The following is a 25,121-nucleotide window of genomic DNA, read 5'->3' as shown; positions in this document are numbered from 1 at the left end:
ATGTCGATCCACCCGCGACGAAGTGCGTGGTCATGTGCCACCCGCCATGCTCGGCAGCCGAACGGCAGCAGGCCGAGCACCCACGCGGACATCTTGTCTTCGGCGGCGAGCACGCGAACCTTGTCGAATAGCTTGAAGCGGTCGCGGATCAGCGCGGTGATGCCGTCGAGCACTTCGGCGAGATTGCCGCCCGTCTCGCGCTGGATCACGACGGCGATCACGAAGTAACGCAGATCGCGAATCGGCACGCGCGTCGCGAGATTCGTCAGCGCCTCGCTGATCGACACGCCGTAGCTGATCTCGTCGAACACGATGCGGAACTCGCCGCTCATCGGCTCGGCGACGCGATCCCGCCGTGGCTGCTCAACGCGGCGCTGTACCGCGTCTTCAGCGCCGAGCGCCACTGGCTCGCGCATGCGCCGCTGCCTTATGGCGTATCGCTGTTCGCGATCCTGCGCAAGCGCGAGGGAGCGTCGCGATGATGCCGGTCGAACGGGTCAGGCTGATGCGCTTTGGCGCGAGCGGCGTCATCGCGACCGGCCTGCATGTATGCATTGCGCTGACGCTGATCGCGGACGCCGGCATGTCACCGCCGTGGGCCAACGCGATCGCGTTCACCTGGGCGACGGCGGCCTCTTATCTGTTGAACACGTTCTGGAGTTTTTCTGCGCTGCCTGCGTTGCTGAACGCTGGGCGGTTCGTGGTCGTGTCGCTGGGCGGTCTGACGTCGACCGCGCTCGTATCGCACCTGACGCAGCTTGCGGGCGGGCCGCCCGCGCTCGGCATCGCGCTAGTCGTGTGCGTGGTGCCGCCGCTCACGTTCGTCGCGCATCGGTGCTGGACGTATCGCTGAATACGAAGCACGCACAAGGCGACTCACGTCGCACGCAACGCCTTCTGACACGCCGCGAGTATCGCGCCGGCCGCCAGCAGCAGCGCCGAATACACGAGCCCGCGCGCGAGCCCGGCGCCATCCGACACCCAGCCGATCACGACCGGCCCGACGATCTGCCCGAACGCGAACACGATCGTGAAGGCGCTGATGCCCTTCGCCCAGTGGCTCGCGGGCAGATTGTGGCGCACGAACGCGGTCGTCGACGCGACCGCCGACAGGAACGTCGCGCCGAACAGCGCGCCCGAAACGAACGCGACCCACGGCTGCGTGAAGAGCGCGGGCAGCAGCGTCGCGATCGCCAGCAGCGCGTTGAGCAGGGCGAGCGCCTGGCCCCCGCGCATGCGATCGAGCAGCGTCGACCAGATGCGCGCCGACACCACGGTCGCCGCGCCGAGCAGTAGATAGAAACCGGTGACGACCGCCGCGCTCATGCCGGCGTTGCGCAGCAGCGCGACGATGAACGTCATGTAGCCGATATAGCCGACGCCGAACAGTCCGTAGCCCGCGAGCGCGGCCGCGAAGTGCGGCCAGCCCGGGGCAGGGGTGGCGCCGGCCGCATGCGCCGCAGCCGCCGCGCTCGAGTACGCGCGCTCGATCCTGCGCGCCGCGCCGATCGCGACCGCGGCGAACACCGCGCAGGCCGCCGCGAGCGCGATCCACGCGAATTGCCAGCCGTGGGCGGCATCAAGGATCGCCACCGGCACCAGCACCGACGACGCGACGATCCCCCAGCCGGTGCCGCCGTAATACAGACCGAGCACGAGTCCCGCGTCGCGCGGTCGCGCCGACGCGAGCCGCGCCGCAAGCACGCCGCCGCCGATGAAGATCGCCGCGCTGCTCGCACCGGTGATCACGCGCAGCGTCAGCAGCGCGTGCGTGCTGGCGGTGAGGCCGCTGCCGGCCATCAGCAGCGCGGTCAGCACGCAACCGGCCGCGAACAGCGCGCCGGCCGACCAGCGGCGCGCGAGGCGCGGAAACACGAGCGCGCCGAGCAGATAGCCGAGCGCGTTGGCGGTGTTCATCGCGCCGGCCTGCGCGAAGCTCCAGCCGAGGTCGAGTTTCATCGACGGCAACAGCAGCGCGTACGCGAAGCGCGCGAAGCCGAGCGCTGACGCGCTGCCGAGCGATAGCGCGGCGGCCAGCAGCAGGGTCGGCACACGTTCGGCGGTGGTCGTTGATGGCGCGTGCGATGCGGTGTCGGCGGAACGGGAGGACATGGGCGGACGGACGTAAACGGGAACGCTGCGAGCCGATTCTACCTGGAGCGACGACGAAAGTCGCGCAATGTGCGCGCCTTACCCGCCCGCCCCTTCCGGCTCATGCGGCATGAGCCGCGCCTTCGCGTGGCGCATCTTTTCCAGCGTCTCGGGCCCGGCCTTCAGCGCGACGCCGATCGCGAGCGCATCCATGATGCACAGATGCACGAGCCGCGACACGCCCGGCGTGTTCGGATCGATCGGGCTCGCCACGCGCAGCAGCAGCGGAATATCGACGAGCCATGCGAGTCGCGAGCCGACGTTGGTCAGCGCGATCGTCGTCGCGCCGCGCTCCTTCGCGATCTGGATGCTTTCATTCACTTCGACGCTGCGCCCCGAATGCGAGATCGCAAACGCGACGTCGCCCGGCTCCATCAGACCCGCGTATAGGCGCTGCAAATGACCATCGGTAAACGCGGCCGCCGCGATGTCGATGCGCAAAAAACGCAGCGCCGCGTCCTGCGCGACGAGCCCCGAGCCTGAGCCCACGCCGAAGAAAAACACGCGCCGGGCGCTCGAAAGCGCCGCGATCGCGCTTTCGACCACGGCAGGATCGAGCGCGCCGCGCGCATGCGTGATGCCGTCGATCGCCGCTTCGCCGACCTTGTCCATCAAGGTCTGCACGTCGTCGTCGCGCGCGACCGCGGTCGATGCATACGGCAGCCCGCCGGCGACGCTCTGCGCGAGCTGCATCTTGAAGTCGCGCAAACCGTGCGCACCGATCGCGCGGCAAAAACGCGTGACGGAAGGCTCGGACACGTCGGCGCGCTGCGCGAGTTCGGTGATGCTCGCGCGCATCGCGAAGTCGACGTCGGCGAGCACCATGTCGGCGACCTTGCGCTCGGCGGGCCGCAGACTCGCGAGTGCGTTGCGGATGTGGGGAATCAAGTTCGGTGCGGACACCCGGTGTTCCTTAGGGGCTGTTTCATATGGATCCGCGTCGCTCGCAGCTTGTTCGGCTTGAATCGGCCTGATCAAAGTTCAAGCCGCACGCGGTTCAGACCAGCCTGCGTCCACTCTCCGTATCGAACAGATGGATGTGTTCGGCCGGCAGACGCAGCGCGACACGCTGACCGGGCTCGATCTTCGAGCGCTCGCGCGTGGTCACGCACCACGAGGCGCCGCCTATTTTCCCGTACAGGTGCGTTTCGGCGCCAGTTGGCTCGATCACTTCGACGTCGAGCGCGGCATCCGGTATCTGCGTCGTGATCTCGACGTGCTCGGGCCGCACGCCGAGCGTGGCCTTCGCACCGACCACGGCCGACGCAGGCGTGCGTTCGAGCGCGACCTCGCTGCCGTCCGCGAGCTTCAACGCGAGGCCCGCACCCTGCGTGCGATTGACGATCACGCCCTCGGCGAAATTCATCGACGGCGAGCCGAGGAAGCTCGCGACGAACAGATTCGCCGGCCGGTCATAGAGTTCGAGCGGACGGCCGATCTGCTCGATACGTCCCGCGTTCATCACGACGATGCGATCGGCCATCGTCATCGCTTCGATCTGGTCGTGGGTGACGTAGATCACCGTGTTCTTCAAGCGCTGATGCAGGGCCTTGATTTCGGTGCGCATCTGCACGCGCAGCTTTGCGTCGAGATTCGACAGCGGTTCGTCGAACAGGAACAGCGACGGCTCGCGCACCACCGCGCGGCCCATCGCCACGCGTTGCCGCTGACCGCCCGACAATGCGCGCGGCAAGCGGTCCAGATAGTCACTGAGGTTCAGCATCTTCGCGGCCGCATCGATGCGCGGCTTGAATTTCTCCGAGGATTCCTTGCGGATTCTCGGACCGAACGCGATGTTTTCATACACCGACAGATGCGGATACAGCGCGTAGCTCTGGAACACCATCGAGATGTTGCGCTGCTGCGGCGCGAGCGTATTCGCGCGCGTGCCGCCGATCATCAGATCGCCGCCGCTGATTTCCTCGAGCCCGGCCACCATCCGCATCAGCGTGCTCTTGCCGCAGCCCGACGGACCAACCAGCACGACGAACTCGCCGTCGTCGATGTCGAGATCGATGCCGTGCACGACCTGGGTGTCGCCATAGCGTTTGAAGATGCCGCTCAGTTGCACTGCTGCCATGCTGTCCTCATTGTCTTGCTGTGTGTTGTATTGCCGATGTTGTATTGCCGATGCTGTATTGCCGGTGCCGTAGTGCACGCGCCGCGCGCGGCTCAGAACGACTCGAGCGTCAGCTCCTGCGCCATCAGGCGGTTGCCCGCCATCAAGCCGCCGTCGACCGGCAACGCGACGCCGGTGATCACGCGCGCTTGCGGCGATGCGAGGAACAGCACCGCATCGGCGATGTCGTCGGGCGTTGCGAAGTCGCGCAACGGGTACCACTTCTTCAGTTCCTCGAACACCTGCGGATTCTTGTCGACACGCGCCTGCCACGCCTGCGTCTTCACAGTGCCCGGACACACGATGTTCGCGCGAATGCCAAAGCGGCCCAGCTCGAGCGCGAGCGCCTTCGTATAGCTGATCAGGCCGGCCTTCGCGGCGCTATATGCCGGATGACCGAGCGCGGCGAGACCGTTCACCGAGCCGATCAGCACGAGCGCGCCGCGCTGCCGTTCGATCATCGACGCGCGCACCGCCTCCACCGTGTGATACGTGCCGTTCAGATTCAGATGGATGTCGCGCTGCCAGCTTGCGGCGTCGGTAGTCGCGAGCGACGCGCCGAGCGCCGCGCCCGCGTTCGCGACCAGTACGTCGACCGGTCCACGCTGCGCGACCGCCGCGGCCACCGCGTGCTGCACCGCAGCGGCGTCGCCGAGATCGACCGCGACCGGCACGACCCGGTCCGCGCCCTGTTGCGCGCCCCGTTGCGCGCCGAGTCGCGCGCTCAACGATTGCAGCGCGGTCGCGTCGATGTCGAGTGCGAGCACGGTGTCACCCGCCTCGACGAAGCGCTCGCATAACACGCTGCCAATACCGCCGCATGCGCCCGTTACCAATACGACACGATCCATGTGTTCCTCGCTCGTTGGCCTGGCCGTTTCGGCCGTCTTGCCGGCGCCGTCCGCCACCCGGCTCGCGCTCCGCGCAACGCTGTAAATTTCCTACATATCCGACCCGCGACGACTGCCGGCCATCCCGAAGAGTGGGTTTCCATCCCCGTCGCGCCGTGCAGAATACCCCATGCTTTACAGCATCTTATGCACAAAATAGCCCGAGAAAAAATATCGCAGACCCTACGTGACAAGCTATTTTGCGTCATGTAGGATTTTTTCAAACAATTTACCCAAGGCGGCCGGCGACGGCAGCAAACCACCCACAGGAGAGAGAAAAATGTCGTTGCATGCCCGTGCTTCCCTCGCGCTAGGCAAAGTCGCCGTGGCGCTCGCGTTTGCAGGTATCGCCGTCTCGGCCCATGCCGAGACGGTCCGCGTGACGGTCGCTCACTACAGCGACGCGACCGCGCCGTACTTCGAGAAAATGGCCCGCAACTTCGAGAAGGCCAATCCCGGCACGACCATCAAGATCGAAGACGTGAACTGGGACACGCTGCAACAGAAGCTGCAAACGGACATCTCCGGCGGCGCCAACGCGGACCTCGCGATCGTCGGCACGCGCTGGCTCCTCGACTTCGTGAAGGACGACGTCGCCGAGCCGCTCGACGGTTATATGGACGCGAACTTCAAGGCCCGCTTCATCGGTCCGTTCCTCGCGCCTGGCCAGATCAACGGCAAGACCTACGGCCTGCCGATCGCCGCTTCCGCGCGCGCGCTGTACTACAACAAGGATCTGCTCGCGAAGGTCGGCTACCCCGACGGCCCGAAGACCTGGAACGAGGTGATCGATGCATCGAAGAAGTTGAAGGCGCAAGGCATCGCCGGCTTCGGTCTGCAAGGCAAGGAAATCGAAACCGACGTCTACTTTTACTACGCGCTGTGGACGATGGGCGGCGACGTGGTCGGCAAGGACGGCAAGGCCGCGTTCAATTCGCCGGCGGGCGTGAAGGCCGCGACGATGTACAAGCAGATGATCGACCAGGGTCTCACGCAACCGGGCGTCACCGGCTATAGCCGCGAAGACGTGCAGAACCTGTTCAAGCAGGGCCGCGTCGCGATGGTGATCTCCGCGCCGTTCCTCGCCAAGCAGATCAAGAAGGAAGCGCCGAACCTGAAGTACGGTATCGATCCGTTGCCGATGGGCACGACGCACGCCACCTACGCGGTCACCGACTCGATCGTGATGTTCAAGAACTCGAAGGTGAAGAAGACCGCGTGGAAATTCCTCGACTATCTGTTCACGAAGGAACCGCGCGTCGAGTTCACGACGACCGAAGGCTTCCTGCCGACCACGAAGGCCGAAGCGGCGGACCCGGCGTTCAACGATCCGGACATCAAGGCATTCGTCGCGCTGCTGCCCACGGCTCACTTCGCGCCGACCGTGACCGGCTGGGAAGACACCGCGAAGGCCGTGACCGACGCGATGCAGGCGATCTACCTGAACAAGGCGCAACCGGCGGAAGCGTTGAATGCGGCCGCTGCGCAGGCGAACAAGTCGCTCGGTCACTGATACGCGGCTTTTGACGGTAACGAGACGAACAGGGGACGCGCGGCGCCGTAGCTCACGCGCCGCGCGTTGCGCCGCGCCACTCCCACATTCGAGCCTATGCAGCACGATGCACCCTCCGGCCCATTCCGTCGTGCCCGCCGCCAGAGAGCGGGCGCGTCTTACGATCGAGCACGCATGAGCCGTTCCGTTTCTTCGCGCGCGCAGGCGCCCTGGTTGCTGATTGCGCCGAGCCTCGTGCTCGCGCTGTTCATCATCAGCTATCCGATTTTCAACATCGTGTGGCAATCGCTGCATGAGGTATCGCGCTTCGGCGCGATCCGCGACTTCACCGGCGCGCAGAACTTCATCAACGTGTTTCAGGACCCGGTGTTTCTCGATTCGGTACGCCGCACGATCATCTGGACCGTGTGCGTGGTGGGCGGCACGGTGCTGATCTCGGTACCTGTCGCACTGATTCTGAATCAGGACTTTCACGGTCGCGGCGTGGCGCGCACGATCGTGATGCTGCCGTGGTCCGTCTCTTTGACGATGACCGCCGTCGTCTGGCGCTGGGCCTTCAACGACGACTACGGCATGGTCAATGTCACGCTGCAGCGGCTCGGCCTGATCGGCGGGCCGATTCACTGGCTCGCGACGCCCGAGTTCGCGTTCCCCGTCGAAATCGCGGTCGGCATTCTGGTGTCGATTCCGTTTACGGTGACGATTTTTCTTGGCGGCCTGTCTTCGGTGCCAAGCGATATCTACGAAGCCGCGCGTATCGACGGCGCGAGCGCCTGGCAGCAGTTCCGTCAATTGACGATGCCGCTGCTGCGCCCGTTCATCAACATGGCGATCCTGCTGAACGTGATCTACGTGTTCAACTCGTTTCCGATCATCTGGGTGATGACGCAAGGCGGCCCCGACAACAGCACGCACATCCTCGTCACTTACCTGTACGAACTCGGCTTCCGGCTCGGACGGCCCGGCGAAGCGGCCGCCGTTTCGCTGATCATGCTCGTGATGCTGTTCGTGTTCTCGATCGCTTATCTGCGTCTGCAACGCGCGAAAGAAGGAGTGCCATCATGAGTCTGAGCGCGAAGACGAAACGCTCGCTGTGGTGCTGGACCGCGCTGACGCCGCTCGTGATCGTCATACTGTTTCCGTTCGCGGTGATGTTCTTCACCGCGGTCAAACCGGCCTCGGAGATCTTCGTCTATCCGGCGCGCTGGCTGCCGGTGCAGTGGCAGTGGCGCAATTTCATCGACATGTGGGACGCGGCCAACTTCGGCGTCGCGCTGCGCAACAGCACGATCATCAGTTTCCTGTCCACCGCGCTCGCACTCGCGGTGTGCCTGCCCGCCGCTTACGCGCTCGCGCGCTTCCCGTTTCGCGGACGCGGCCTGTATCGGCAGTTCCTGCTCGTCACGCAGATGCTGTCGCCGATCCTGCTGGTGGTCGGCCTATTCCGGCTCGCGGCGATGATTCCGTGGGGCGACGGCAACCTGGTCGATTCGAGGATCGGCGTGATCGTGTCGTACGCGGCGTTCAATATCGCGTTCGCGGTGTGGATGCTGTCGTCGTACTTTCAGACCGTGCCGCAGGATCTCGAGGAATCCGCGTGGCTCGAAGGCTGCAGCCGCACGCGCGCGGTGTTCAAGGTGTTTCTGCCGCTCGCGGTGCCGGCGATCGTCGTGACCGCCATCTTCACGTTCATCAATGCGTGGAACGAGTTCGCGGTCGTCTATACGCTGATCCGCTCGCCGGAAAACAAGACGCTGACCGTGCAGGTGACCGATATGGTCGCGGGCAAGTACGTGGTCGAATGGCATCTGGTGATGGCCGCGACCTTGTGCGCGACGTTGCCGGTTTCGATCGTGTTTGCGTGGTTGCAGCGTTATATGGTGAAGGGGCTCGCGCTCGGCGCGGTGAAGTGAGTGACTGCGCGGCGCGTGCCGCGCAGTGTTCGCTTGCGGGTCGTGCGTCAGTCGGTGCCGCGCACGATGCGCAGATCGCGTTCGACGCCATCGCCCAAGGCGGCCAGCGCCTTCTTGTACTCCTCGCTTTCGTAAGCGGCGACGGCCGCCTCGTACGTCGGGAACTCGATCACGACCGTGCGCTCCTTGAGGCCCTGCTCGCGCGCCTCGTCCGCCACGCCTCGCACGAGGAACTTGCCGCCCGCCGCCGCCACCGCGGCAGGGGCCAGTTGCGCGTATGCGGCCAGTTTCTGCGGATCGTTCGTCTTGCGGTACGACGATACCCAATAACCTTTGCTCATTCGAATCTCCTTGTGTGATGGACCAACGCGGGACTAAAGCGGACCTAAGCAGTCGCGGTCTTACATAGTAGCAAAGCGGGCTGGCTCGCGACGCCGAGCGGTACCGCGCCGCCGCGCGCCGCGACCTGGACAGCATCTGCCACCACCAGCACGTGATCGCGCATTACGGGAAGTGTCTCTTTCAGCATCGCCAAAACGATTTAGCCATTAAACGTTTTGTGCACTAGGCTTGCCTTTGCACACTTCAAGCGATGGACCAAAGGAGACAACGAATGAGCGAGCGATACGAGTCGTTTTGTGCATGCTGCGGCGGTCCCGACCACCGGGCGATGAGCCGTCGGACTTTCATGAGCCTGCTTGCGGGTAGCGCCGCCGGACTCGCCATGCCGCCGGCGTTCGCCGCGGACACACCGGCCGTGCCCACGATTGCTTATGACTCGATTGCCAACCCCGTACGTTTGCCGAACGACAGGTACTTCGGTGAATGCTCGGGCGTCGCGCTCAATTCGCATGGCCATATCTTCGTGCTGTCGCGCGGCAACACCAGCGGCCCCGCATATGGCGCGGCCGCCGCGCAACTGCTCGAGTTCGCGCCCGATGGACGCTTCGTGCGCGAGATCGGCCACAACCTGTATGCGTGGTCGTTCGCGCACACGGTGAAGGTGGACCGGCACGACAACATCTGGGTCACCGACAAGGGCTCGGACATGGTGATCAAGTTCACGCCGGAAGGACGCGTCGCGATGGTGTTCGGCCGCAAGCAGGAAGCATCGGACGAGGAGACCGCGCCGCTCAAGCATCCGAATCCGCCGCTGCCGTCCGAACCCGGACGCTTTCGCCAGGTGACCGACGTCGCGTGGGACAAGGCGGGCAACACCTATATCAGCGACGGATACATCAACTCGCGCGTCGCGAAGGTCGATCGCGACGGCAACTGGCTGAAGTCATGGGGCGATCGCGGCACGGGACCGGGGCAGTTCCATACGCCGCATAGCATCGCGGTCGATGCGCACGACCACGTTTATGTGGCCGATCGCAGCAACCGGCGCATCCAGGTGTTCGATACCGAGGGCACGTTCCTGCGCCAGTTCACGATCGACGTACCGGTGCCGCCGGACGCGCGCCCCGCGATCGGCAACATGCCGAGCGAAGCGGAGCTCGCCGCGGGCACGTTCGCGCCGGGCTCGCCTTGGGCGATCTGCATCTCGCCGGGACCGAATCAGGTGCTCTATAGCGCCGACGCGTTTCCGGGCCGCATCTACAAGATGACGCTCGACGGCAAAGTGCTCGGTGTGCTTGGCAAAGCGGGCAAACAGCCGAAGCAGTTCGGCTGGATTCACGAGATGGCGTGTCCTTCGGAAAACGTATTATTCGTTGCCGAGTTGCTGAACTGGCGTATTCAGAAACTGGTTCTGCATGCGTGATGGACGAGGGCCGCCGCGTTCGTCTGTGATGCGGACGCGGACCGGCCCTGTCGATGTCGAGCCGTCTCAGTCGTAACGACGATGCTTGTGATGGTGCTTGCCCGATGGGTGGCCGCGGGAGTAGTCGTTGGCATACGAGTTCGAGCGCGAGATGTTGCCGCCGAGCGCCGAACCCGCGCCGCCGCCGAGCGCGGCGCCGACCAGGCCGCCGGTGCGGCCGCCCATCGCGTTGCCGGCCGCGGTGCCCGCCCCGCCACCGAGCGCGCCGCCAATGATCGCGCCGGTACGTTCGTGACGATTCGACGTGACCGCGCCGCCCGCCCCGCCGCCCACCGCGCCGCCGATCACCGCGCCGGTGCTGCCGCCCACCGCGCCGCCGACTGCCGCGCCAGCGACGCCACCGAGCGCGCCACCGAGCATGTTGTTCATATCACCGGCGAGTGCCGGCAACGACGCCGCGGCGCTCAATGCAGCCACGGCAACCATCTGGATGATTTTCTTCGACATATCGGGTCTTTGTTTTAGTGAGACGGCGCCGAGTATAGCGGGGCTTTCGAAAGGCCTTTGTAACCACGACAGTCCGTGGCGGTAAGACGTGTAACAAAATGAATGGGCCGTTGCGCTTGCGGTGAGCGTGAAAGAATGGCCGACCGCCGTCAGACATTCTCGAACCGATCCGTACCCGTGAAGCCCATGCGGATGAGTTGGGCGTGCCAGCATTATCGCTGGCTCCGCCCCCCTCAAACCACTCATCCGGCTGTCTTCGGTTCGCGTCCACCTCTGACTGACAGAAACCACAAAGTCAGGCCCATCATTTGCCTTGTGGGCCAACGACAGAACCGTCGGGGGATCCAATACGGGCTCCGCCTTTTGAGCCGGACGACGCCAGCCACTCAAGAACGCCTATGACGAGGAGCACGGCCGAAATAACCAGGAGCAGCGGTGTGCCACCTTCGAATACGGCCCAAATCTGACATAACACAAGGGCAAATCGCAGCCCTGCGTCCATCCTGCCAATTTCGGGCGTCGGGGTCTTCAGCTTGGCCAAAGCCCAAACCACAACAAAGCAGCCAGCCAGGTTGAAGAAAAAGACTGACGTCGGATCAAGCGGCGCAAATTGCGTATGAAAGCCAAGAGCGGCGTCCAACGCGTGCAGCTTATCCAATACGACCGGAACGACTGGCGGGAAGACCAGAACAGCCGTGGCAATGAGATCATAAATGGCACCAATGCGCACGATACGGGCGGAAGAAGAACAGATGTTCATCAGCTTTCTCTCTGTTGATTGTAGATTTCGGATAACCGCGGCAGCAATTCGCGAATCTCATAAAATTCGCCCCATGTCAGATTTAGACTGGGTGCCACCTCCAACACATCGATAATGGCGCGCGCTCGCTCGTCAGCAGTGACGACATAGCCGGGTGTCGAAGCGCGTTGCTTGAGTGCGTGCAATTCAGAAAGGTCGGCCCCGACGCCAGATGTCATCGTGGAATATGCATCGGTACCCACATTGCACAGCCCCAATGGCAAGAACTCGATGTCGGGATTCTCCAATTGATAAATTTTTATCAGCGCATTTAATGCCGCCTTGGAAGTGGCATAGCTGACCATCCCGGCACGCGGCCTTTTGCCCGAGACAGAGGCGGAAGCGACTGCACGTCTCGGACGCCAGCCGAGGTTCAAGCAGGCATCCAGGGTGGCCTTGACCGCAGCGACGTTGATTCGAATCACATCAAGGAATTGGTGCGTATCAACCCGCTCCGCCCGGGCCGGCGGTTCGCCAAACGTGCCGGCATTCAGAAACAGGGTATCCAGTTGCTGTCCGCCCACCTGTCGATGCAAATCTGCGACAGCGTCTTTCACATGGTCGAAGTCAGTGAGATCCGCGGTGACAAAATGCAAACCGGGCTGGGCAAGCGGAGCCACACGAGCGATACCACATACCTGGTAGCCACGCGCTAGATAGGCCCGGGATAGCGCAGCGCCGATACCGCGGCTAACTCCTGTGATGAGGACCGTTTTCATATCTCTCCGTCAGAACTTGCCGCTACTGTAACCACCGTCGACATAAAGCACGGTCCCGGTTATGTACGACGATCGCGGGCTGAGCAGAAAAAGTATCGCCTCCGCTATCTCCTTCGGGTCGGCCATGCGTTTCATCGCCGTTACCGCCAACTTCCGTTGAGTAGCGTCAGGATTCGCCGCAAGCCGCTCGGCCGTGTTCATGCCCCCAACCGTCGGACCTGGAGCGACTGCGTTGACCCGCACCGCATGGCGGCCATCGCGATCCGTAGCATTTTCAATAGCGGCGACTTGAGTCAGGCAATTAAGCGCCGCCTTGCTCACCGAGTAAGCCGCTTGATCAGCAACCGCGAGCACACCCGCGCAGGAAGTCACGTTGACAATTGAACTGCCCGGTTGACGACCCATCAATTGCAACTCGCGCTTGAGGCTATGTGCGGTTCCAGTCAGATTGACGTCCAACACCGTTTTCCAGGCTCGCAGATCCAGCTCCAGCACTGGCGCGCGCGGAGCGGTAACGCCCGCATTATTGACTGCGAAATGGAGTGTGCCTTCCTCGACTTCAATGCGCTTGAAGAGCGCATCGACTTCGTCTTCCTTGCTAACGTCACATTGAACAAAACGAGCACGGCCCTTCAGCGCCCGTTCCGCGGCCATACCACGCTCAGTATCTCGCCCGGTCAGCGTGAGCCGCGCACCTGCCCGGACGAGATCCTGAGCGAGTGTAAAGCCAATGCCATGCGTTCCCCCGGTCACGAGGCCAAACTTTCCCTGAAAGCTCATATTTAATTTAGATATATCGAATGTGAGATGGCCTGCGATATCGAGGATTTACGCAACAGTAGACGCGATCCAAGGCAGCATTCGATTTGTCCTTGAAGCAATTTCCGTCGAAGCGGCATCTATGGATTTCGTGGTCGCGTCCTTGTAACGTTTTCAAAATCAGCTCGTTGTCTGCAAACAGGGCTCGCGACATTCCTACCAGGTCAACGCCCAGTTCGGCTCTTGCCTTCTCGGCGTCAGCCAGGTCCGCAACGAAACCGGCAAACCCCAGCGGCAGTCGGGTGGCCGCGCGAATCACGCGTATGCCATTGGCGAGACGTGCGCGTACCGAATCTGAAGGCTGGAGCAGTTGGTGAAAGGTCTCGCCAACAGTCATCGAGAGCTCGATTGCGGCCACATCAAGTTGATCAAGCATCGCGAGTTGCGGCGCAATCAGTTCAGGACGCTGCCCGCCTTCCGGCAGGCCGTCGTCGATGCCAAGCCGGACAGAGACCTCCATTGCAGGGTAGGCGTGACGAATATCGGCGATCACTTCGCACAACAGGCGCATGCGTCGCCCCGGGTCGCCGCCATAGGCGTCGGTGCGCCTGTTCGTGTATGGCGAAATGAAGCTGCTGAGTAGATATCCATTGGAGGCTTGCAACTGGACCATGCGTGCGCCTGCGAGTTGGGCGCGTCCGGCCGCGGTCACGAACTGTCGCCGCACGGTAGCAATGTTCGACAACGTCATCTCCACTGTACGATATCCGGGATCCTTTCCCTGTGCCCGCGCGCACGGTACGCCACTGGGCGAGAGCAGCACACCACCTGATAGCGCCGTGTTGCCTTGAGCACCGTAATGCTGTAGTTGAACGACAACTTCGCATTGTTGCCGACGACCTTTCACGAATAGCGGACGCAACGCTGCCATATGAGCATCGTCATGCAGACACAGGCCACGTAGCTGAAGTCGCGTGTTCGAATCGATGGAGGCGTTTCCCAGTACCACCATGCCAGCCCCGCCGGCGATAATTCCCTCGTAAAAATTGATCAACTCACTTGACGCACGGCCACTGTGTTCGGCGGCATCAATGCCCATTGGTGCAAAATACAGGCGATTTTTCAGACGTAGTCGGCGTCCTAATGAAATAGACTCATTGCAGCGCCGATACCGGTTATCCGTTTTCACGAAGTTGTTTCCTCTGTTGCTGCAAAGTCTGCGGGAATGCGTATTCTGGGCTGTCGAGTTGTGTACTGCTTCCGTTAAAGAAGCCGTTACATTTGATCAGTTCCTGCAACGCGTAGCGCTGCCGCGCGTCCAGCGCTGCGAAGCTAAACTCGACTGCGCTCCCCTGTGCGTCGTCATTACGTTTCGACAGCGGCAGTACGATGAATCCGTCCCCTTGCACATGAATGCCAAGTCCAGCATAGGCGCCGTTGCGAGGTGGATGAGTCAGGCGCACACCAACCATCGACAGCTGCTCAATTTTCACTGGATACACGCCACCCGTTCGATCGGTTAGCAACCCGGTTGGCGAGACGCGATGAGAAAGAGTGAACCAATGGGTTTCTGGAAATGACAATGTACGCAGGCGCTTGAATAGCGGAAGTTTCATGATCGTCCCCTGCAGGCGGATCCGAGCGACCGGTCTTCCGTTCTGAAAGAACGAGGCCGTTTTGTCGATGACGCGAGGTTGATTGCGCATGAGCCGGTCGCTTTGACTGACCAAGATCTCCAATTCGTAAGCCGATTCAACGTAGCGATCAAAAGAGATGTCGAGATTGGACATTGAAATCGACACCTCTCCGCGGTGGAAACCCGTAGTCGAATAGACGTAGTGATACATCGCCTGTCTGGCGATCTCGATTAGCATAAGGCCGGGCACGTGCTCGTGCATTTTCCGGTAAAAAAAATAGTTACCGGTATCGTTATGAGCGAGATAGCTGAATGTCGGTGCTAGCCCCGGTGCAAGGTGCGTGGACAGCAACACTCGCAATTTCGCAAGCTTCGCATCATCCACGATGGGCGAATGAATGGCGCTCCCCAATCGCTGCAATAGACGGATTACGCCCAAGGGGAGAATTGTGGCGGTCAAACGCCACCGGTCGCCATCCAACGAATAAAACGAAGACAGATCAATCTCGAAACCGTTCAGGCGCATAGCGTCTGCTGCTGATATTTGTGCCGGGACATCCTTAAGAATTCGGCCTGTGCCTTCGGGAATGTAGACGTTGTCTAGTAGCTCGTGCTCTTCTTGCGAGGCATTAGCGACTAGCTCATCCCACTGTCGAGCTGTAAGTCGCACGGACGGCGTGTCTTTCACACAGCGAACAAGCACATCATCCTGACTGTCCTTGTGCAATAAATTGGGAGTAATAGCAAGAAGTTCCATTCTACTGATCTCAACAGTTCAAGCACGGCTTGTCAGTTGGCGCAGCATGCGCCGCACGATAAGGCCATGAGCATATGCAACAGGCACCATATAAACTTTGCCGAAAAGATTGTGGGTTTTCACGCTTGCGGTTATGGTCAACTCCCGCTTCAAACCCAATGCAGGCGAAAGCATGAGCGCGACCAGGACGCACAAATGGCGGTCGTTAGCAACCAGAAAGAGTTCATCGTTGGTGATGTAGTCGACTTTAAAGAAGTCGACTACATCACCGGCTACTGGACTTGCTTTCGGTCTTTCCTGCGCAAATCCATTAATTGGACGAACTCCCGCTAGCGCGCAAAAACGATCGCGCAACCAGAAGGCAGTTCGAAGCAACTGGGAGCTGCTATTCGTCATGCCACAGTAGGACTCAAATGCGGTAACGCGTGAAGAAACCAAACATCGGTCCTGATGGAAGAAGTCCAACTCGTTACGGGCAGCCAGCAAGGGAGCATTCGAGCAAATATCACGGACGTACACGCGGAGCTGCCTAGATCGACGATTGGTCTTTCAGTTGCGTCGCAGTGTCCAGTAGTGCAATCTGCTGCGCCTCAGCTTTTTCCAGCAATTGCTCGTATAGCTGGGAAGGGTCGACGTAGTCGTCGACAATCTGGCGGCACGCCGCGCGAACTTCAGCTTCCAGTGTTGGCTGGTCAAGAAAAACAGACTCGTAGATTGCTATGGCCGGCAGATACTTCGCCTTTACATAGTTGGCTGTCTGCTGGAACGGGCGTAACAGTTCGTCCAGCGTAAAGCGATTAAAGCCCCCGGCACGGTAGCCTTCGGGCGGTGCGCCGACAGTCGTGAGGACCAAGAACTCTTTACCAGCAAGCTTGTCACCCTCTCGAGCATAGGCGAATCCCGGCAGGAAAACGTCGTCCAGCCATTTTTTTAGCAGTGCTGGCACTGAATACCAGTACAGGGGGAAAAGAAAAACGATGCGGTGATGGGCGGTTAGCAACGCCTGTTCGCGCTCGACGTTGAACCGGAAATGTTCATGAAATTTGCAGATTTCATGCAGTGTGACGGGATAATCTTCTAGTTGCCGCACGAATTCTGCACTGACCCGAGAAGCCGCCAAGTCCGGATGACCCAAAATAACAAGTGTTTTTTTATTCATCTTCATACAGAAATGGATAGGCTATGTTTTGATTCACTGAACCGAGCATGCAGCCAATCGGCCACGCCGCAATAAAAAGGGTTTTTCAAGCGCTCGGATACTCCCGAGGTGGCCTTGGTAGCCCGTTGCATTCGAATGTGATTACTGATTATTTAGCATGGTGACAGCGAGAAACAAACCGATTTTTTCTTTTTTACCGAATGCAGTTTCGGCGAGTGCCGGTCTTGCATGCCGCTCAAAAACGATAGGGGGCCTATTTGATCATCGATGAACATCTCAAAAACCTATCAGAATAGATAGGTAGTCGGCTCCGGGCCCAGCGCTGCTTCAATGCATCCACTACAGTGTGCTCCCCTGTTGCCAGCAATATCGGCTGGCGTCAGGTTGACCATCAGCAACCAACCATTGGTATCGACTGCAATGTGCCGCTTGAGCCCCTCCACCTTCTTCGCCGCGTCGTAGCCTCTCTCATGCGCCGACTCAGGTTGCGCAATGCAATGACCACTGCTCGCCAATCACACTGACGACGGCGTCGGCGCGAAGCTTCGCGTGGCAGCCCCTTAATCGCGATCCACTCGACGGCACTCATGTCAATGGCTAACGGTTCGTCTTCTTTGCCAGCGTTACCTGGCTATCGATCGACCTCCCATCCACCCCTGCACTGCCGCGATTGGCTTTGACGCGTTTCCACGCCATCACCAGATTCGCTCTCGCGAACGCCTGCGCAAGCAGGTCGTCGCGCCCCAGGCTTCCGGCTTGGTCGTGCGCCGCCCGTGCTTCATCACGCGACGATTCCGACGTGGCTTCACCACGCCTCCTTTCGTCGCGCTCCGCCTTCGCGGACTTCTGCTGCATTGCACCTCCGAGCACCACGGCCTTCGGCCCTCCTACTCGTTCGGCCCTTCGCTGGCAGCTTTAGCCTTCCAGTTAATATGGCCTCTGCGGACTTCTCGCTCTGGCTCAGGACCGTCGCCCTGTCAGGCATGAGGCGAGATCTCCCCAGGTAAGAACGCACTCCTTCATCGCACAACCGCCGCATTTAGGCCGCTTCGCCTTGGTCACAAGAGCTTCGCGGCGTCTTGCCCGCTCGCCCTGCTCAGCAGCGCCTTCTATGCAGTTCTTGTTCATCGGCTCGCAATTTACGCTCCACGCTTCCTTTCCACACTCGGTCGCCCTCGTGCAGTTGCGCTTCACTTCATTCGCCGTGACCAGCTTATGGCGGGACTTTGCACCCGCAGGAATGCGCCCATGCTGGGCGCACAAAAACAAGGGCCGCTCGTGATGAGCGGCCCCTGAAAATTGAATGCCGATCAGTGAATCGAATCTATCCTTCTACCCGCGCCGCTTCTTCTTCAATTCGATCGTCTCGAACAGATCGTATTCCGGTGTCGGCGTCTGATCCGCGCCCGGCGCATGGTAGTAGTTCATCGTGATCGTGGTGTCGCCGCCGCGCTGCCCCGGATCGTAATCGAACACCGCGATGCCGTAGCCGGTGCCGGTGTCGCGTTGGGCGGACCAGATTGCGTCTTCGACCGCGTCGGCGCTCGCGCGCACGAACGTGCCCGCGGTCGTCGACGGGATCGGGCGATTCGGCTTCGTGAAGATGCGCGCCTGCGGCAGGCCCGTGCCGGTATCGACGCCGTACACGTCGAGCGGCGCGCTCGTGCCGCCGCCGCCGAGAATCAGGTGGATCGTGCCGTGGCTCGTATCGAACGTCGATGCACCCGCCGATACCGCCGACATGATCGGCGTGGGCTGCAACGTATCGACCGGGTGCCCCGTCGCGATGTCGGTGCCCTTGTTGTGATTGCAACCGCGCACCGGATAGCTGCGCTCGTAGTCGTGATCGTGACCGCACAGCACGAGGTCCACACCATAGCGATCGAACAGCGGCAGCCACGCTTCGCGAATGCCCTTGTCGGAACCGTTGCCGGTCTTCGACGAACTGAGCGCGTCCTGATGCATCTGCACGATGATCCAGTCCACGTCGTTATCGTGCGATGCATGCTGCAGCACTTTTTCGAGCCAGCGTGTCTGCTCGCCATTGCTATAGCCGCGCACGTACAGCGACGTGCCCGCCGGAATCGGCGGATTGCCGGTACTCGCGACCGGCGTCAGCGGCGCGGGCCCGGCGACGAAAGCGGCGGCATCCTGATAGACGACGTCGTCCGCATCGAGCGAAATGAACAGCACCGAGCCGACGCGGAAGCTGTACCAGCGGCCCGGAAAACGCGTGTGATTATCGGGCAGCACGTAGCGCGACAGATACGACGCAAGGCCCTGCTCGCCGTTGTTGAATTCGAGCTCGTGATTGCCGGGACACGGCATCCACGGCCGGTTCGACGCCGACGTCTGCGCGTTGTTGCCGAAGTCGCGCCACACCTCGGGCTGCTGCGTCGGATTCAGATTCGCATAGCAGAGGTCACCGTTCAGCAGATGGAAGAGCGGCTGAAAGCGCTCGACGGCCGCCACCGCGAAGCGGCTTTGCGGCGACGACAGCACCCAGTTCGTATGCGGCGTCGCGAGATCGCCGTAGCTCGTCCAGCGAAACGGCGCGCGGCCGCGCGGCGCGGTACGAAAACTCGCGGTGAAGGGTTGCGCTGCATTGCCGTCGTTATCGGCCGTCACTTCGTACTGATAGCTCGTGTCGGCCTTCAACTCGCGCACGCGCGCGTGATAGTTGAATACGACCTCGCCGTTGATGCCGTCGGTGTACGTGCTTTGCACCGCGTGCACCGTATGTTTCGCGTGGTCCCCGTTATTGACGCCGCTTATGCGCACCTGCGGATTGACCGCGGGCGCGAGCGACGACCACGACACGGTAATTTCGCTCGTCGGGTCGCGGCCCCAGGTCAGATGGATCTGTTCGGGCGTGCCATCGGGTGTGCCGCTATTGGCGCCGCGCGCGGTCGATGCGAGCGCGCCCGCCGCCGTCGCGAGACTCGATGCGCCGGCGAACTTCAGAAAGCCGCGACGCGAGACGATCGATGCGCCGTGCTCATCGGCAGGCGTTGTCTTGACGATTTTTCTGTTCGACATGTCCGGTATGGTTGTTCAGGTGGAAGAATGCCAGCGCAAAACAACGCCCCGCGGGGCGAGCGCGGACGGAAAGTGACGGACGATCGTAGCCGGACGGCGATGACAGCCCGATGAAAGATCGGGCGAATAGCGGAAGGAGGGTTCGATATCGAAAGGTCTATAAAAACAGATTGCCGGTGCAGCGCGTGATTCGATCGCGCGCATGCAACCGGCAATCCGCTTGACGTCCGTTCAGGTCTGGGAGCTTGTATCGTCCGTGGCTTGAGCGTTGTCGGCGTCGTCCTGCTTCTCTTCTTCTTTCTTTTCCACCAGCGATTCCAGCTTTCCAGCGCCTTCGAAACCGGCGATAGCGGCCACGCCTTTGGTCAGCAGACCCGCTTCGGGATCGACTTTCTCCGCGGCTTCAACGGCGGCAACCGCACCGGCAATCTTGCCCACTTCGTCCAGAAGTCCCATGTCGCACTCCCACAAAAATAAATGAAATTGCATCGTCTCACGAACTTCGCGGCATGTCCTCAAATGTTAAACCGCTTGACCATGAAGCTTTCGGACTGAAATTTAAGCGGCTACCTCACACGCGCGCGGGCGGCTGCGGATTGTTTCCGGGATTCGTGTCGTACCGTGACACGCGAACAATACCGTTCGCGTCGATCAGCTTCGACAAGCCGGCCTCGAGGGCATCGGCGACGTCCTTGTCATACACTTCGTCGCCATTCACATGGAGCGTGAACGACTGCAGGTACTTCGCTTTCTTCTCCGGGTTCTCGATGGTTTGCCGTGTCCATTGATAAAGCGGGTAGTTCTCGATGCCCATTCTCTGCGCTTCGCTCACGTAGTCCGCGAATGCATCGAACTGGCATTTGAGCGTTGCGAGATGCGTTTGCAAAATGGCACGTAGCGCTGGATGCGCGGCGCACGAAGGGTCCGCTCGCAGCGAGTTGGCAAGTTCCATCGACGCGGTGATTCGCAGTTGAAATTGCAAGGGAGACGACATCACGACCTCGATCGCATCGGTAACGGATATCAAAAGTCCGCAGGCGCGGCCTTGTCGGCGACACGCGCGTCGAGCACCGCTTCGCACTGCTCGATTTCTTCGTTGCACATCGGCTTGCCGAGCAGATAACCCTGCGCATGCGTGCAACCGCATACGCGCACGAAATTGAGCTGCTCCTGGGTTTCGATGCCCTCGGCCGTGGTCGGCATGCCGATCTCGCGCGCCAGCGCGACGATGCCGCGCACCACGGCCGCCGATTCGCGCCGATGCACGGACTCGCGGACGAACGAACTGTCGATCTTCAGCTTGTCGAACGAGAAGCGCACGAGCGTGGACATCGTCGAAAAGCCGGTGCCGAAGTCGTCGAGCGCCAGCCCGATACCCAATGCGCGCAATCTGGTGATATTGCGGCGAGTCACTTCGTCGTCGTTCAGCAGTGCCGTTTCCGTGACCTCGAGATTGAGCCGCGTCGGCGGCAGCCTCGTTTTCCGAAGTATCGCCGTCACCGTCGATGCGAACGATTCCTCGCGCAATTGCACCGGCGATACATTGACCGCGACGATCACCTTGTCGCGCCACGCCGACGCCGCCATGCACGATTGCAGCAGCACCCATTCACCCAACGCGAGGACCAGGCCGGTGCGCTCGGCGGTCGGAATGAACGCGGACGGCGACAACTCGCCGCGCGTCGGATGGGCCCAGCGAATCAGCGCCTCGCGGCCCGCTACCGCGCCGGTATGCAGATCGATGATCGGCTGATACTCCATGCGCAAACCATTGAACGACTTCAGCGCGCCTTCGAGGTCGCTGCGCAGCAGGCTCAGGCTTTCGTCGGATACGTGCTTCTCGGCATCGAAAATCGCAAACGCGCTTTTGCCGCTGCGCTTGACGCCGTACAACGCGCGGTCCGCGCAGATCAGCAATTGCGGACCCGTTTTCGCATGTTCGGGATAGAGCGCGATGCCGACGCTCGCGCCGATATGCACGAGCGCTTCGCTCAACACGAACGGCCGCGCCAGCGTTCTGACGATGCGATCGGCCAGCACGCGCACGTCGCGAAGCTGCCCGGCGTCGTCCGAAATCGCGACGAACTCGTCGCCCGCCAGGCGGCCAACGTGGTCGCCGCTCGGCAGCAGATCGCGCAAACGGGAGGCCGCTTCCTGCAGAATCTGGTCGCCGGCGGCATGACCGAGACTGTCGTTGATCGCCTTGAAGCCGTCGAGGTCGATCAGCAGCACCGCGAACGCCTCGCCCTGCCGCGTCGAACTCTCGCCGGTGCGTTCGATCAGCAGCTCGTTGATCCGCGCGCGATTCGGCAAACCGGTCAGGCTATCCTGGCGCGCGAGGCGATGACTGTTTTCCCGCGCGAGCAGCAACGCAACGGTGTCGCGATTACTGCGCAGCGCGACCGTGAAGAAGCCGGCCGCGCAAAACGGAGCCTGAAATAGCAGCACGAGCTTGCCATTGCCCGGCGACATCGCCGCGCCGACACTCAGAAAGCCGAGAATAAAAACGATCTGCAATAACGCAAGCCGCGGCGTGCCCGCATTGCGTCCGGACAATCCGCCGATCACACCGACCGCACAAACGTTTCCAAGCAGAAAAAGCGTGGGACTTCCGCTGATATTGCACAGGAATGTGCCAAACCCGAATAACGCGCTCCACAACAGACTCGCGAAAATAAACGCGGAAGTCGGCGTGGGCAGCCCAAGGGCTGCCCGCGTGCGGCATAACCAGATCAGCGTGAGCCGCGCGATCAGCAATGCGACGACCGCAGTACCCCACGCGGCATATAGAGGAATCGGATAAAGATAATACGCGGTTGCGCATACGCTGATTTCGCAAATCGACGCGAAAACGATCGATGCGGTTCGCGTGAACAGGTTGGCAAGCAGAATCTGCCGGTTGTCCGGACTCAGGTTCTGGGCCGAGGACACGACCCACCTGGAAAATGGAGACCTTGGTTCGGTAAAAGCCATGACCTGCGCATTCGACGGTGGGTGGGTCCGAATCGGCATGCGAATGGACGGCTCGTGCAGCGATTACATCAACATAAAGTATCAGATTAATGCATGCAATGGTGTGAAATGACCGGCAGCCGTGGATCAAAAGCCCTGCATGAGCGCGAATCCCGACTTGCTCGATGGAGTACGAGCGTTCGGATTACATGTTGTTGCGGCACAACGGACCGCTCGATATAGCGCGATTCCGAAGTTGCGGAACGGCAATAAAAAAAGAGGAAGATCGTGGCTCTCCCTCTTTGATGATTGTCGCAGCCTCGGCTTGCCGAGTCGCGATCGCCGGCCTCGCTTAGTCGTACAGCACGGCTGCGATCTTCGGATCGTTCATGTTGGTCTTGTCGTACCAGTAAAAACCGGTGTCGATCTTCTTCGGCAGCTTCTCGCCGTGCAGCGCCTTGACCGCCGAGTCGACCGTGCATTTGCCGATACCGACCGGATTCTGCGTAATCGCGCCGGCCATCAAGCCCGACATGATGTTCTCCTTCTGCTCCTTGCCGGAGTCGAAGCCGATCAGCACGAGTTTCTTGCCCGATTCCTTGACGCCGATCGCCGCGCCTTCCGCGGAACCTTCGTTTGCACCGAAGATACCCTTCAGGTTCGGATTCGCCTGGATCATGGTCTTGGCGATTTCCGCGGACTTCAGGTGATCGCCGGCGCCGTATTGCACGGACACGATCTTGATGTTCGGATGCTTCGACTTGATCTGATTGACGAAACCGTCGCGGCGATCGACACCAGTGCGGCTCGTCTGGTCGTGCACGATCACGCCGACTTCGCCGGAATTGCCGATCAGCGCGGCCATCTTGTCGGCGGCGAGCGCGGCGGCGGCGACGTTGTCCGTCGAGCAGGTCGTCAACGGAATATCGCTGTCGACGCCGGAGTCGAATGCAATCACCGGAATCTTTTCGTTCTGGGCGCGCTTGAGCAAGGGGATGGCCGCCTTACTGTCGAGCGCCGCGATGCCGAGCGCCTGCGGCTTCTTCGCGAGCGCGGCCGACAGCATATCGATCTGCTTATCGACCATCGCTTCCGTTTCCGGTCCCTCGAACGTGATCCTGACGTTGTTCGCTTTCGCGGACTGCTCGGCGCCCGATTTGACGGCTTGCCAGAACTGATGCTGGAAGCCTTTCGAAATAAGCGGAATATACGGCTCGTCCGCATACGCGAGACTACTTCCGCCGACGAGCGCACCGACACCGACCACGATACCGATCAGTCTTCTCTTCAACATGGGGCCTCCTCCAATGGTTGGGCTATCAAGCCGCTATCGAGCGTTCGAGGGAGCCTTCACGTGCCCTCTCTCTCCTGCTCCTGCGTTCCCTGCTTATTTGCTGCTTCTGCTCCTGCGTCAACTTCTCCGGCTGCGCCGCAGGATGTCCGCATACACCGCCAGAATGATGATCAAACCGGTCACGACGATCTGCCACTCCTGCGCGACCGACATGATGCGCAGTCCGTTGGTCAGCACGCTCATGATGAAAGCGCCGATGATGGTGCCGAGTATCGTTCCCGAACCGCCGCTCAACGACGTGCCGCCGATCACGACCGCCGCGATCGCATCGAGCTCGTAGCCTTGACCGAGCGCCGGCTGCGCCGAATTGAGCCGCGACGCGATCAGCAGACCCGCGATGCCGCAGATAGCGCCGCCCACGCCGTAAATCGCGATCTTCCAGCGATCGACATTGACGCCCGAGAGCCGCACCGCTTCCTCATTGCTGCCGAGTGCGAACGTATAGCGGCCGAGCGCGGTGCGATTGAGCGTAATAGAGCTGACGATCGCGAGAAAGAACAGGATTAGTACCGCATTCGGAATCGGCACGCCCGGCAGGAAATAGCCGATCAGCGAATCCTGGGAAATACGGTAGAAGTTCTCGGTATCGGTGAAATAGATCGGCTTGTCCGCCGACACGACGAGTGAAAGACCTTTGAGCAACATCATCATGCCGAGCGTCGCGATGAATGGCGGGATCTTCATTTTGGCGGTCAGCGTGCCCGATACCGTGCCGCATACCGCGCCCGTCGCGAGTGCCGCGAGCACGCCTGTCCACATCGGCAGATGCCAGTACGTGAGAAACACGCCGCAAATCACGGCGGTAAATGTCATCAACGTACCGACCGACAGATCGATGCCGCCCGTAATGATCACGAACGTGGCGGCGATCGCCAGCACGCCGTTCACAGCTGTCGCCTGAAAAATGCCGAGGATGTTGTCCATCTGCATGAAGGCCGGCGACGCGAAGCTGAAGAACACCAGCAGCAGGATGAGGCTCGCGAACGCGAGCATCTTTTGCACGGCGGTCGGCGCGAAAATTCGGGCTTTCAGCCCGGAAGTGCGCCTTTCGTTGTCCAGCGCCGCGGTATCCGTTCGCAATGTCATGTC

Annotated in this window: 25 protein-coding genes and 2 pseudogenes; 5 read left to right on the top strand and 22 right to left on the bottom strand. The window is 61.3% G+C overall.

Features of this window, described 5'->3' with window-relative positions:
* Window positions 1–47: 47 nt before the first annotated feature.
* Window positions 48–344, bottom strand: a pseudogene (locus OKW37_RS24750) (type II secretion system F family protein); the annotation flags it as partial.
* A gap of 134 nt (window positions 345–478) precedes the next feature.
* Here OKW37_RS24750 and OKW37_RS24745 point away from each other — a divergent pair.
* Window positions 479–853 carry a GtrA family protein gene (locus OKW37_RS24745; RefSeq protein ID WP_429404151.1) on the top strand — a complete coding sequence of 125 codons (375 nt, stop codon included), beginning with the start codon at window positions 479–481 and terminating at the stop codon, window positions 851–853.
* A gap of 23 nt (window positions 854–876) precedes the next feature.
* Here the strand turns inward: OKW37_RS24745 and OKW37_RS24740 are convergent, their stop codons facing one another.
* The 4 genes from OKW37_RS24740 to OKW37_RS24725 form a co-directional block, all read right to left on the bottom strand.
* Window positions 877–2,112 carry a YbfB/YjiJ family MFS transporter gene (locus OKW37_RS24740; protein ID WP_429404149.1) on the bottom strand — a complete coding sequence of 412 codons (1,236 nt, stop codon included), beginning with the start codon at window positions 2,110–2,112 and terminating at the stop codon, window positions 877–879.
* Between the two features lie 78 nt (window positions 2,113–2,190).
* Entirely contained in the window at window positions 2,191–3,054 is an 864-nt protein-coding gene (locus OKW37_RS24735) for a MurR/RpiR family transcriptional regulator (protein ID WP_184046190.1), read from the bottom strand.
* Window positions 3,055–3,148: 94 nt separating this feature from the next.
* Window positions 3,149–4,231 (bottom strand): ABC transporter ATP-binding protein, encoded by a 1,083-nt coding sequence (locus tag OKW37_RS24730; protein ID WP_184072779.1) that lies wholly within the window; start codon window positions 4,229–4,231, stop codon window positions 3,149–3,151.
* A gap of 92 nt (window positions 4,232–4,323) precedes the next feature.
* The gene (locus tag OKW37_RS24725; protein WP_429404146.1) at window positions 4,324–5,121 is read right to left on the bottom strand and encodes an SDR family oxidoreductase; all 798 of its coding nucleotides are present in this window, start codon (window positions 5,119–5,121) and stop codon (window positions 4,324–4,326) included.
* A 319-nt stretch (window positions 5,122–5,440) separates the two neighbouring features.
* On the opposite strand from OKW37_RS24725, the gene OKW37_RS24720 reads away from it, so the two are divergent.
* The 3 genes from OKW37_RS24720 to OKW37_RS24710 all read left to right on the top strand — a co-directional run bounded on the left by OKW37_RS24720 (window position 5,441) and on the right by OKW37_RS24710 (window position 8,586).
* On the top strand, window positions 5,441–6,673 hold the full coding sequence (locus OKW37_RS24720) for an ABC transporter substrate-binding protein (RefSeq protein ID WP_429333330.1): 1,233 nt from the start codon (window positions 5,441–5,443) through the stop codon (window positions 6,671–6,673).
* A 174-nt stretch (window positions 6,674–6,847) separates the two neighbouring features.
* On the top strand, window positions 6,848–7,738 hold the full coding sequence (locus OKW37_RS24715; protein WP_090807639.1) for a carbohydrate ABC transporter permease: 891 nt from the start codon (window positions 6,848–6,850) through the stop codon (window positions 7,736–7,738).
* The gene (locus OKW37_RS24710) at window positions 7,735–8,586 is read left to right on the top strand and encodes a carbohydrate ABC transporter permease (RefSeq protein WP_429404143.1); all 852 of its coding nucleotides are present in this window, start codon (window positions 7,735–7,737) and stop codon (window positions 8,584–8,586) included. Before OKW37_RS24715 ends, OKW37_RS24710 begins: the two co-directional genes overlap by 4 nt.
* 47 nt (window positions 8,587–8,633) lie before the next feature.
* On the opposite strand, the gene OKW37_RS24705 is transcribed toward OKW37_RS24710, so the two are convergent.
* Window positions 8,634–8,927: a DUF1330 domain-containing protein gene (locus tag OKW37_RS24705; RefSeq protein WP_018423759.1), complete on the bottom strand. Its 294-nt coding sequence runs from the start codon at window positions 8,925–8,927 to the stop codon at window positions 8,634–8,636.
* Window positions 8,928–9,199: 272 nt separating this feature from the next.
* Between OKW37_RS24705 and OKW37_RS24700 the strand changes: the two genes are divergently transcribed.
* A complete protein-coding gene (locus OKW37_RS24700) occupies window positions 9,200–10,351 on the top strand; it encodes a peptidyl-alpha-hydroxyglycine alpha-amidating lyase family protein (RefSeq protein WP_429404141.1) in 1,152 nt (383 codons plus the stop codon).
* A 66-nt stretch (window positions 10,352–10,417) separates the two neighbouring features.
* Here the strand turns inward: OKW37_RS24700 and OKW37_RS24695 are convergent, their stop codons facing one another.
* The 16 genes and pseudogenes from OKW37_RS24695 to OKW37_RS24620 form a co-directional block, all read right to left on the bottom strand.
* Entirely contained in the window at window positions 10,418–10,858 is a 441-nt protein-coding gene (locus OKW37_RS24695) for a hypothetical protein (protein WP_429404139.1), read from the bottom strand.
* Window positions 10,859–11,162: 304 nt separating this feature from the next.
* Window positions 11,163–11,618, bottom strand: coding sequence for a hypothetical protein (locus OKW37_RS24690; RefSeq protein ID WP_184061554.1), 456 nt, complete (start codon window positions 11,616–11,618; stop codon window positions 11,163–11,165).
* On the bottom strand, window positions 11,618–12,376 hold the full coding sequence (locus OKW37_RS24685; RefSeq protein ID WP_184061553.1) for an SDR family NAD(P)-dependent oxidoreductase: 759 nt from the start codon (window positions 12,374–12,376) through the stop codon (window positions 11,618–11,620). The genes OKW37_RS24690 and OKW37_RS24685 overlap by 1 nt, the downstream gene beginning before the upstream one ends.
* 9 nt (window positions 12,377–12,385) lie before the next feature.
* On the bottom strand, window positions 12,386–13,156 hold the full coding sequence (locus OKW37_RS24680) for an SDR family NAD(P)-dependent oxidoreductase (RefSeq protein WP_184061552.1): 771 nt from the start codon (window positions 13,154–13,156) through the stop codon (window positions 12,386–12,388).
* A gap of 7 nt (window positions 13,157–13,163) precedes the next feature.
* Window positions 13,164–14,324 (bottom strand): hypothetical protein, encoded by a 1,161-nt coding sequence (locus tag OKW37_RS24675; RefSeq protein ID WP_429404136.1) that lies wholly within the window; start codon window positions 14,322–14,324, stop codon window positions 13,164–13,166.
* Window positions 14,311–15,528: an AfsA-related hotdog domain-containing protein gene (locus tag OKW37_RS24670; RefSeq protein WP_429404134.1), complete on the bottom strand. Its 1,218-nt coding sequence runs from the start codon at window positions 15,526–15,528 to the stop codon at window positions 14,311–14,313. Before OKW37_RS24670 ends, OKW37_RS24675 begins: the two co-directional genes overlap by 14 nt.
* 18 nt (window positions 15,529–15,546) lie before the next feature.
* On the bottom strand, window positions 15,547–16,047 hold the full coding sequence (locus OKW37_RS24665) for a DUF2867 domain-containing protein (RefSeq protein ID WP_409259420.1): 501 nt from the start codon (window positions 16,045–16,047) through the stop codon (window positions 15,547–15,549).
* A gap of 10 nt (window positions 16,048–16,057) precedes the next feature.
* Window positions 16,058–16,693: an NAD(P)H-dependent oxidoreductase gene (locus OKW37_RS24660; RefSeq protein ID WP_429404132.1), complete on the bottom strand. Its 636-nt coding sequence runs from the start codon at window positions 16,691–16,693 to the stop codon at window positions 16,058–16,060.
* A gap of 310 nt (window positions 16,694–17,003) precedes the next feature.
* Window positions 17,004–17,166, bottom strand: a pseudogene (locus OKW37_RS24655) (transposase); the annotation flags it as partial.
* Window positions 17,167–17,284: 118 nt separating this feature from the next.
* Window positions 17,285–17,542, bottom strand: a complete 258-nt coding sequence (locus tag OKW37_RS24650; RefSeq protein WP_429404130.1) for a hypothetical protein — start codon at window positions 17,540–17,542, stop codon at window positions 17,285–17,287.
* A gap of 477 nt (window positions 17,543–18,019) precedes the next feature.
* On the bottom strand, window positions 18,020–19,726 hold the full coding sequence (locus OKW37_RS24645) for a fibronectin type III domain-containing protein (protein WP_429404128.1): 1,707 nt from the start codon (window positions 19,724–19,726) through the stop codon (window positions 18,020–18,022).
* A 231-nt stretch (window positions 19,727–19,957) separates the two neighbouring features.
* A complete protein-coding gene (locus tag OKW37_RS24640; protein ID WP_429404126.1) occupies window positions 19,958–20,182 on the bottom strand; it encodes a hypothetical protein in 225 nt (74 codons plus the stop codon).
* Window positions 20,183–20,297: 115 nt separating this feature from the next.
* Window positions 20,298–20,720 carry a hypothetical protein gene (locus tag OKW37_RS24635; protein ID WP_429404124.1) on the bottom strand — a complete coding sequence of 141 codons (423 nt, stop codon included), beginning with the start codon at window positions 20,718–20,720 and terminating at the stop codon, window positions 20,298–20,300.
* A gap of 29 nt (window positions 20,721–20,749) precedes the next feature.
* On the bottom strand, window positions 20,750–22,699 hold the full coding sequence (locus OKW37_RS24630; RefSeq protein ID WP_429509963.1) for a putative bifunctional diguanylate cyclase/phosphodiesterase: 1,950 nt from the start codon (window positions 22,697–22,699) through the stop codon (window positions 20,750–20,752).
* A gap of 331 nt (window positions 22,700–23,030) precedes the next feature.
* On the bottom strand, window positions 23,031–23,972 hold the full coding sequence (locus OKW37_RS24625) for an ABC transporter substrate-binding protein (RefSeq protein WP_090807654.1): 942 nt from the start codon (window positions 23,970–23,972) through the stop codon (window positions 23,031–23,033).
* Between the two features lie 117 nt (window positions 23,973–24,089).
* Window positions 24,090–25,118: an ABC transporter permease gene (locus OKW37_RS24620; protein ID WP_018423767.1), complete on the bottom strand. Its 1,029-nt coding sequence runs from the start codon at window positions 25,116–25,118 to the stop codon at window positions 24,090–24,092.
* Between the last annotated feature and the right edge of the window lie 3 nt (window positions 25,119–25,121).

It is taken from the genome of Paraburkholderia sp. MM5482-R2, from assembly GCF_050436125.1.
GTDB lineage: Bacteria > Pseudomonadota > Gammaproteobacteria > Burkholderiales > Burkholderiaceae > Paraburkholderia > Paraburkholderia tuberum.
This window is presented reverse-complemented; position numbering and strand designations above follow the sequence as displayed.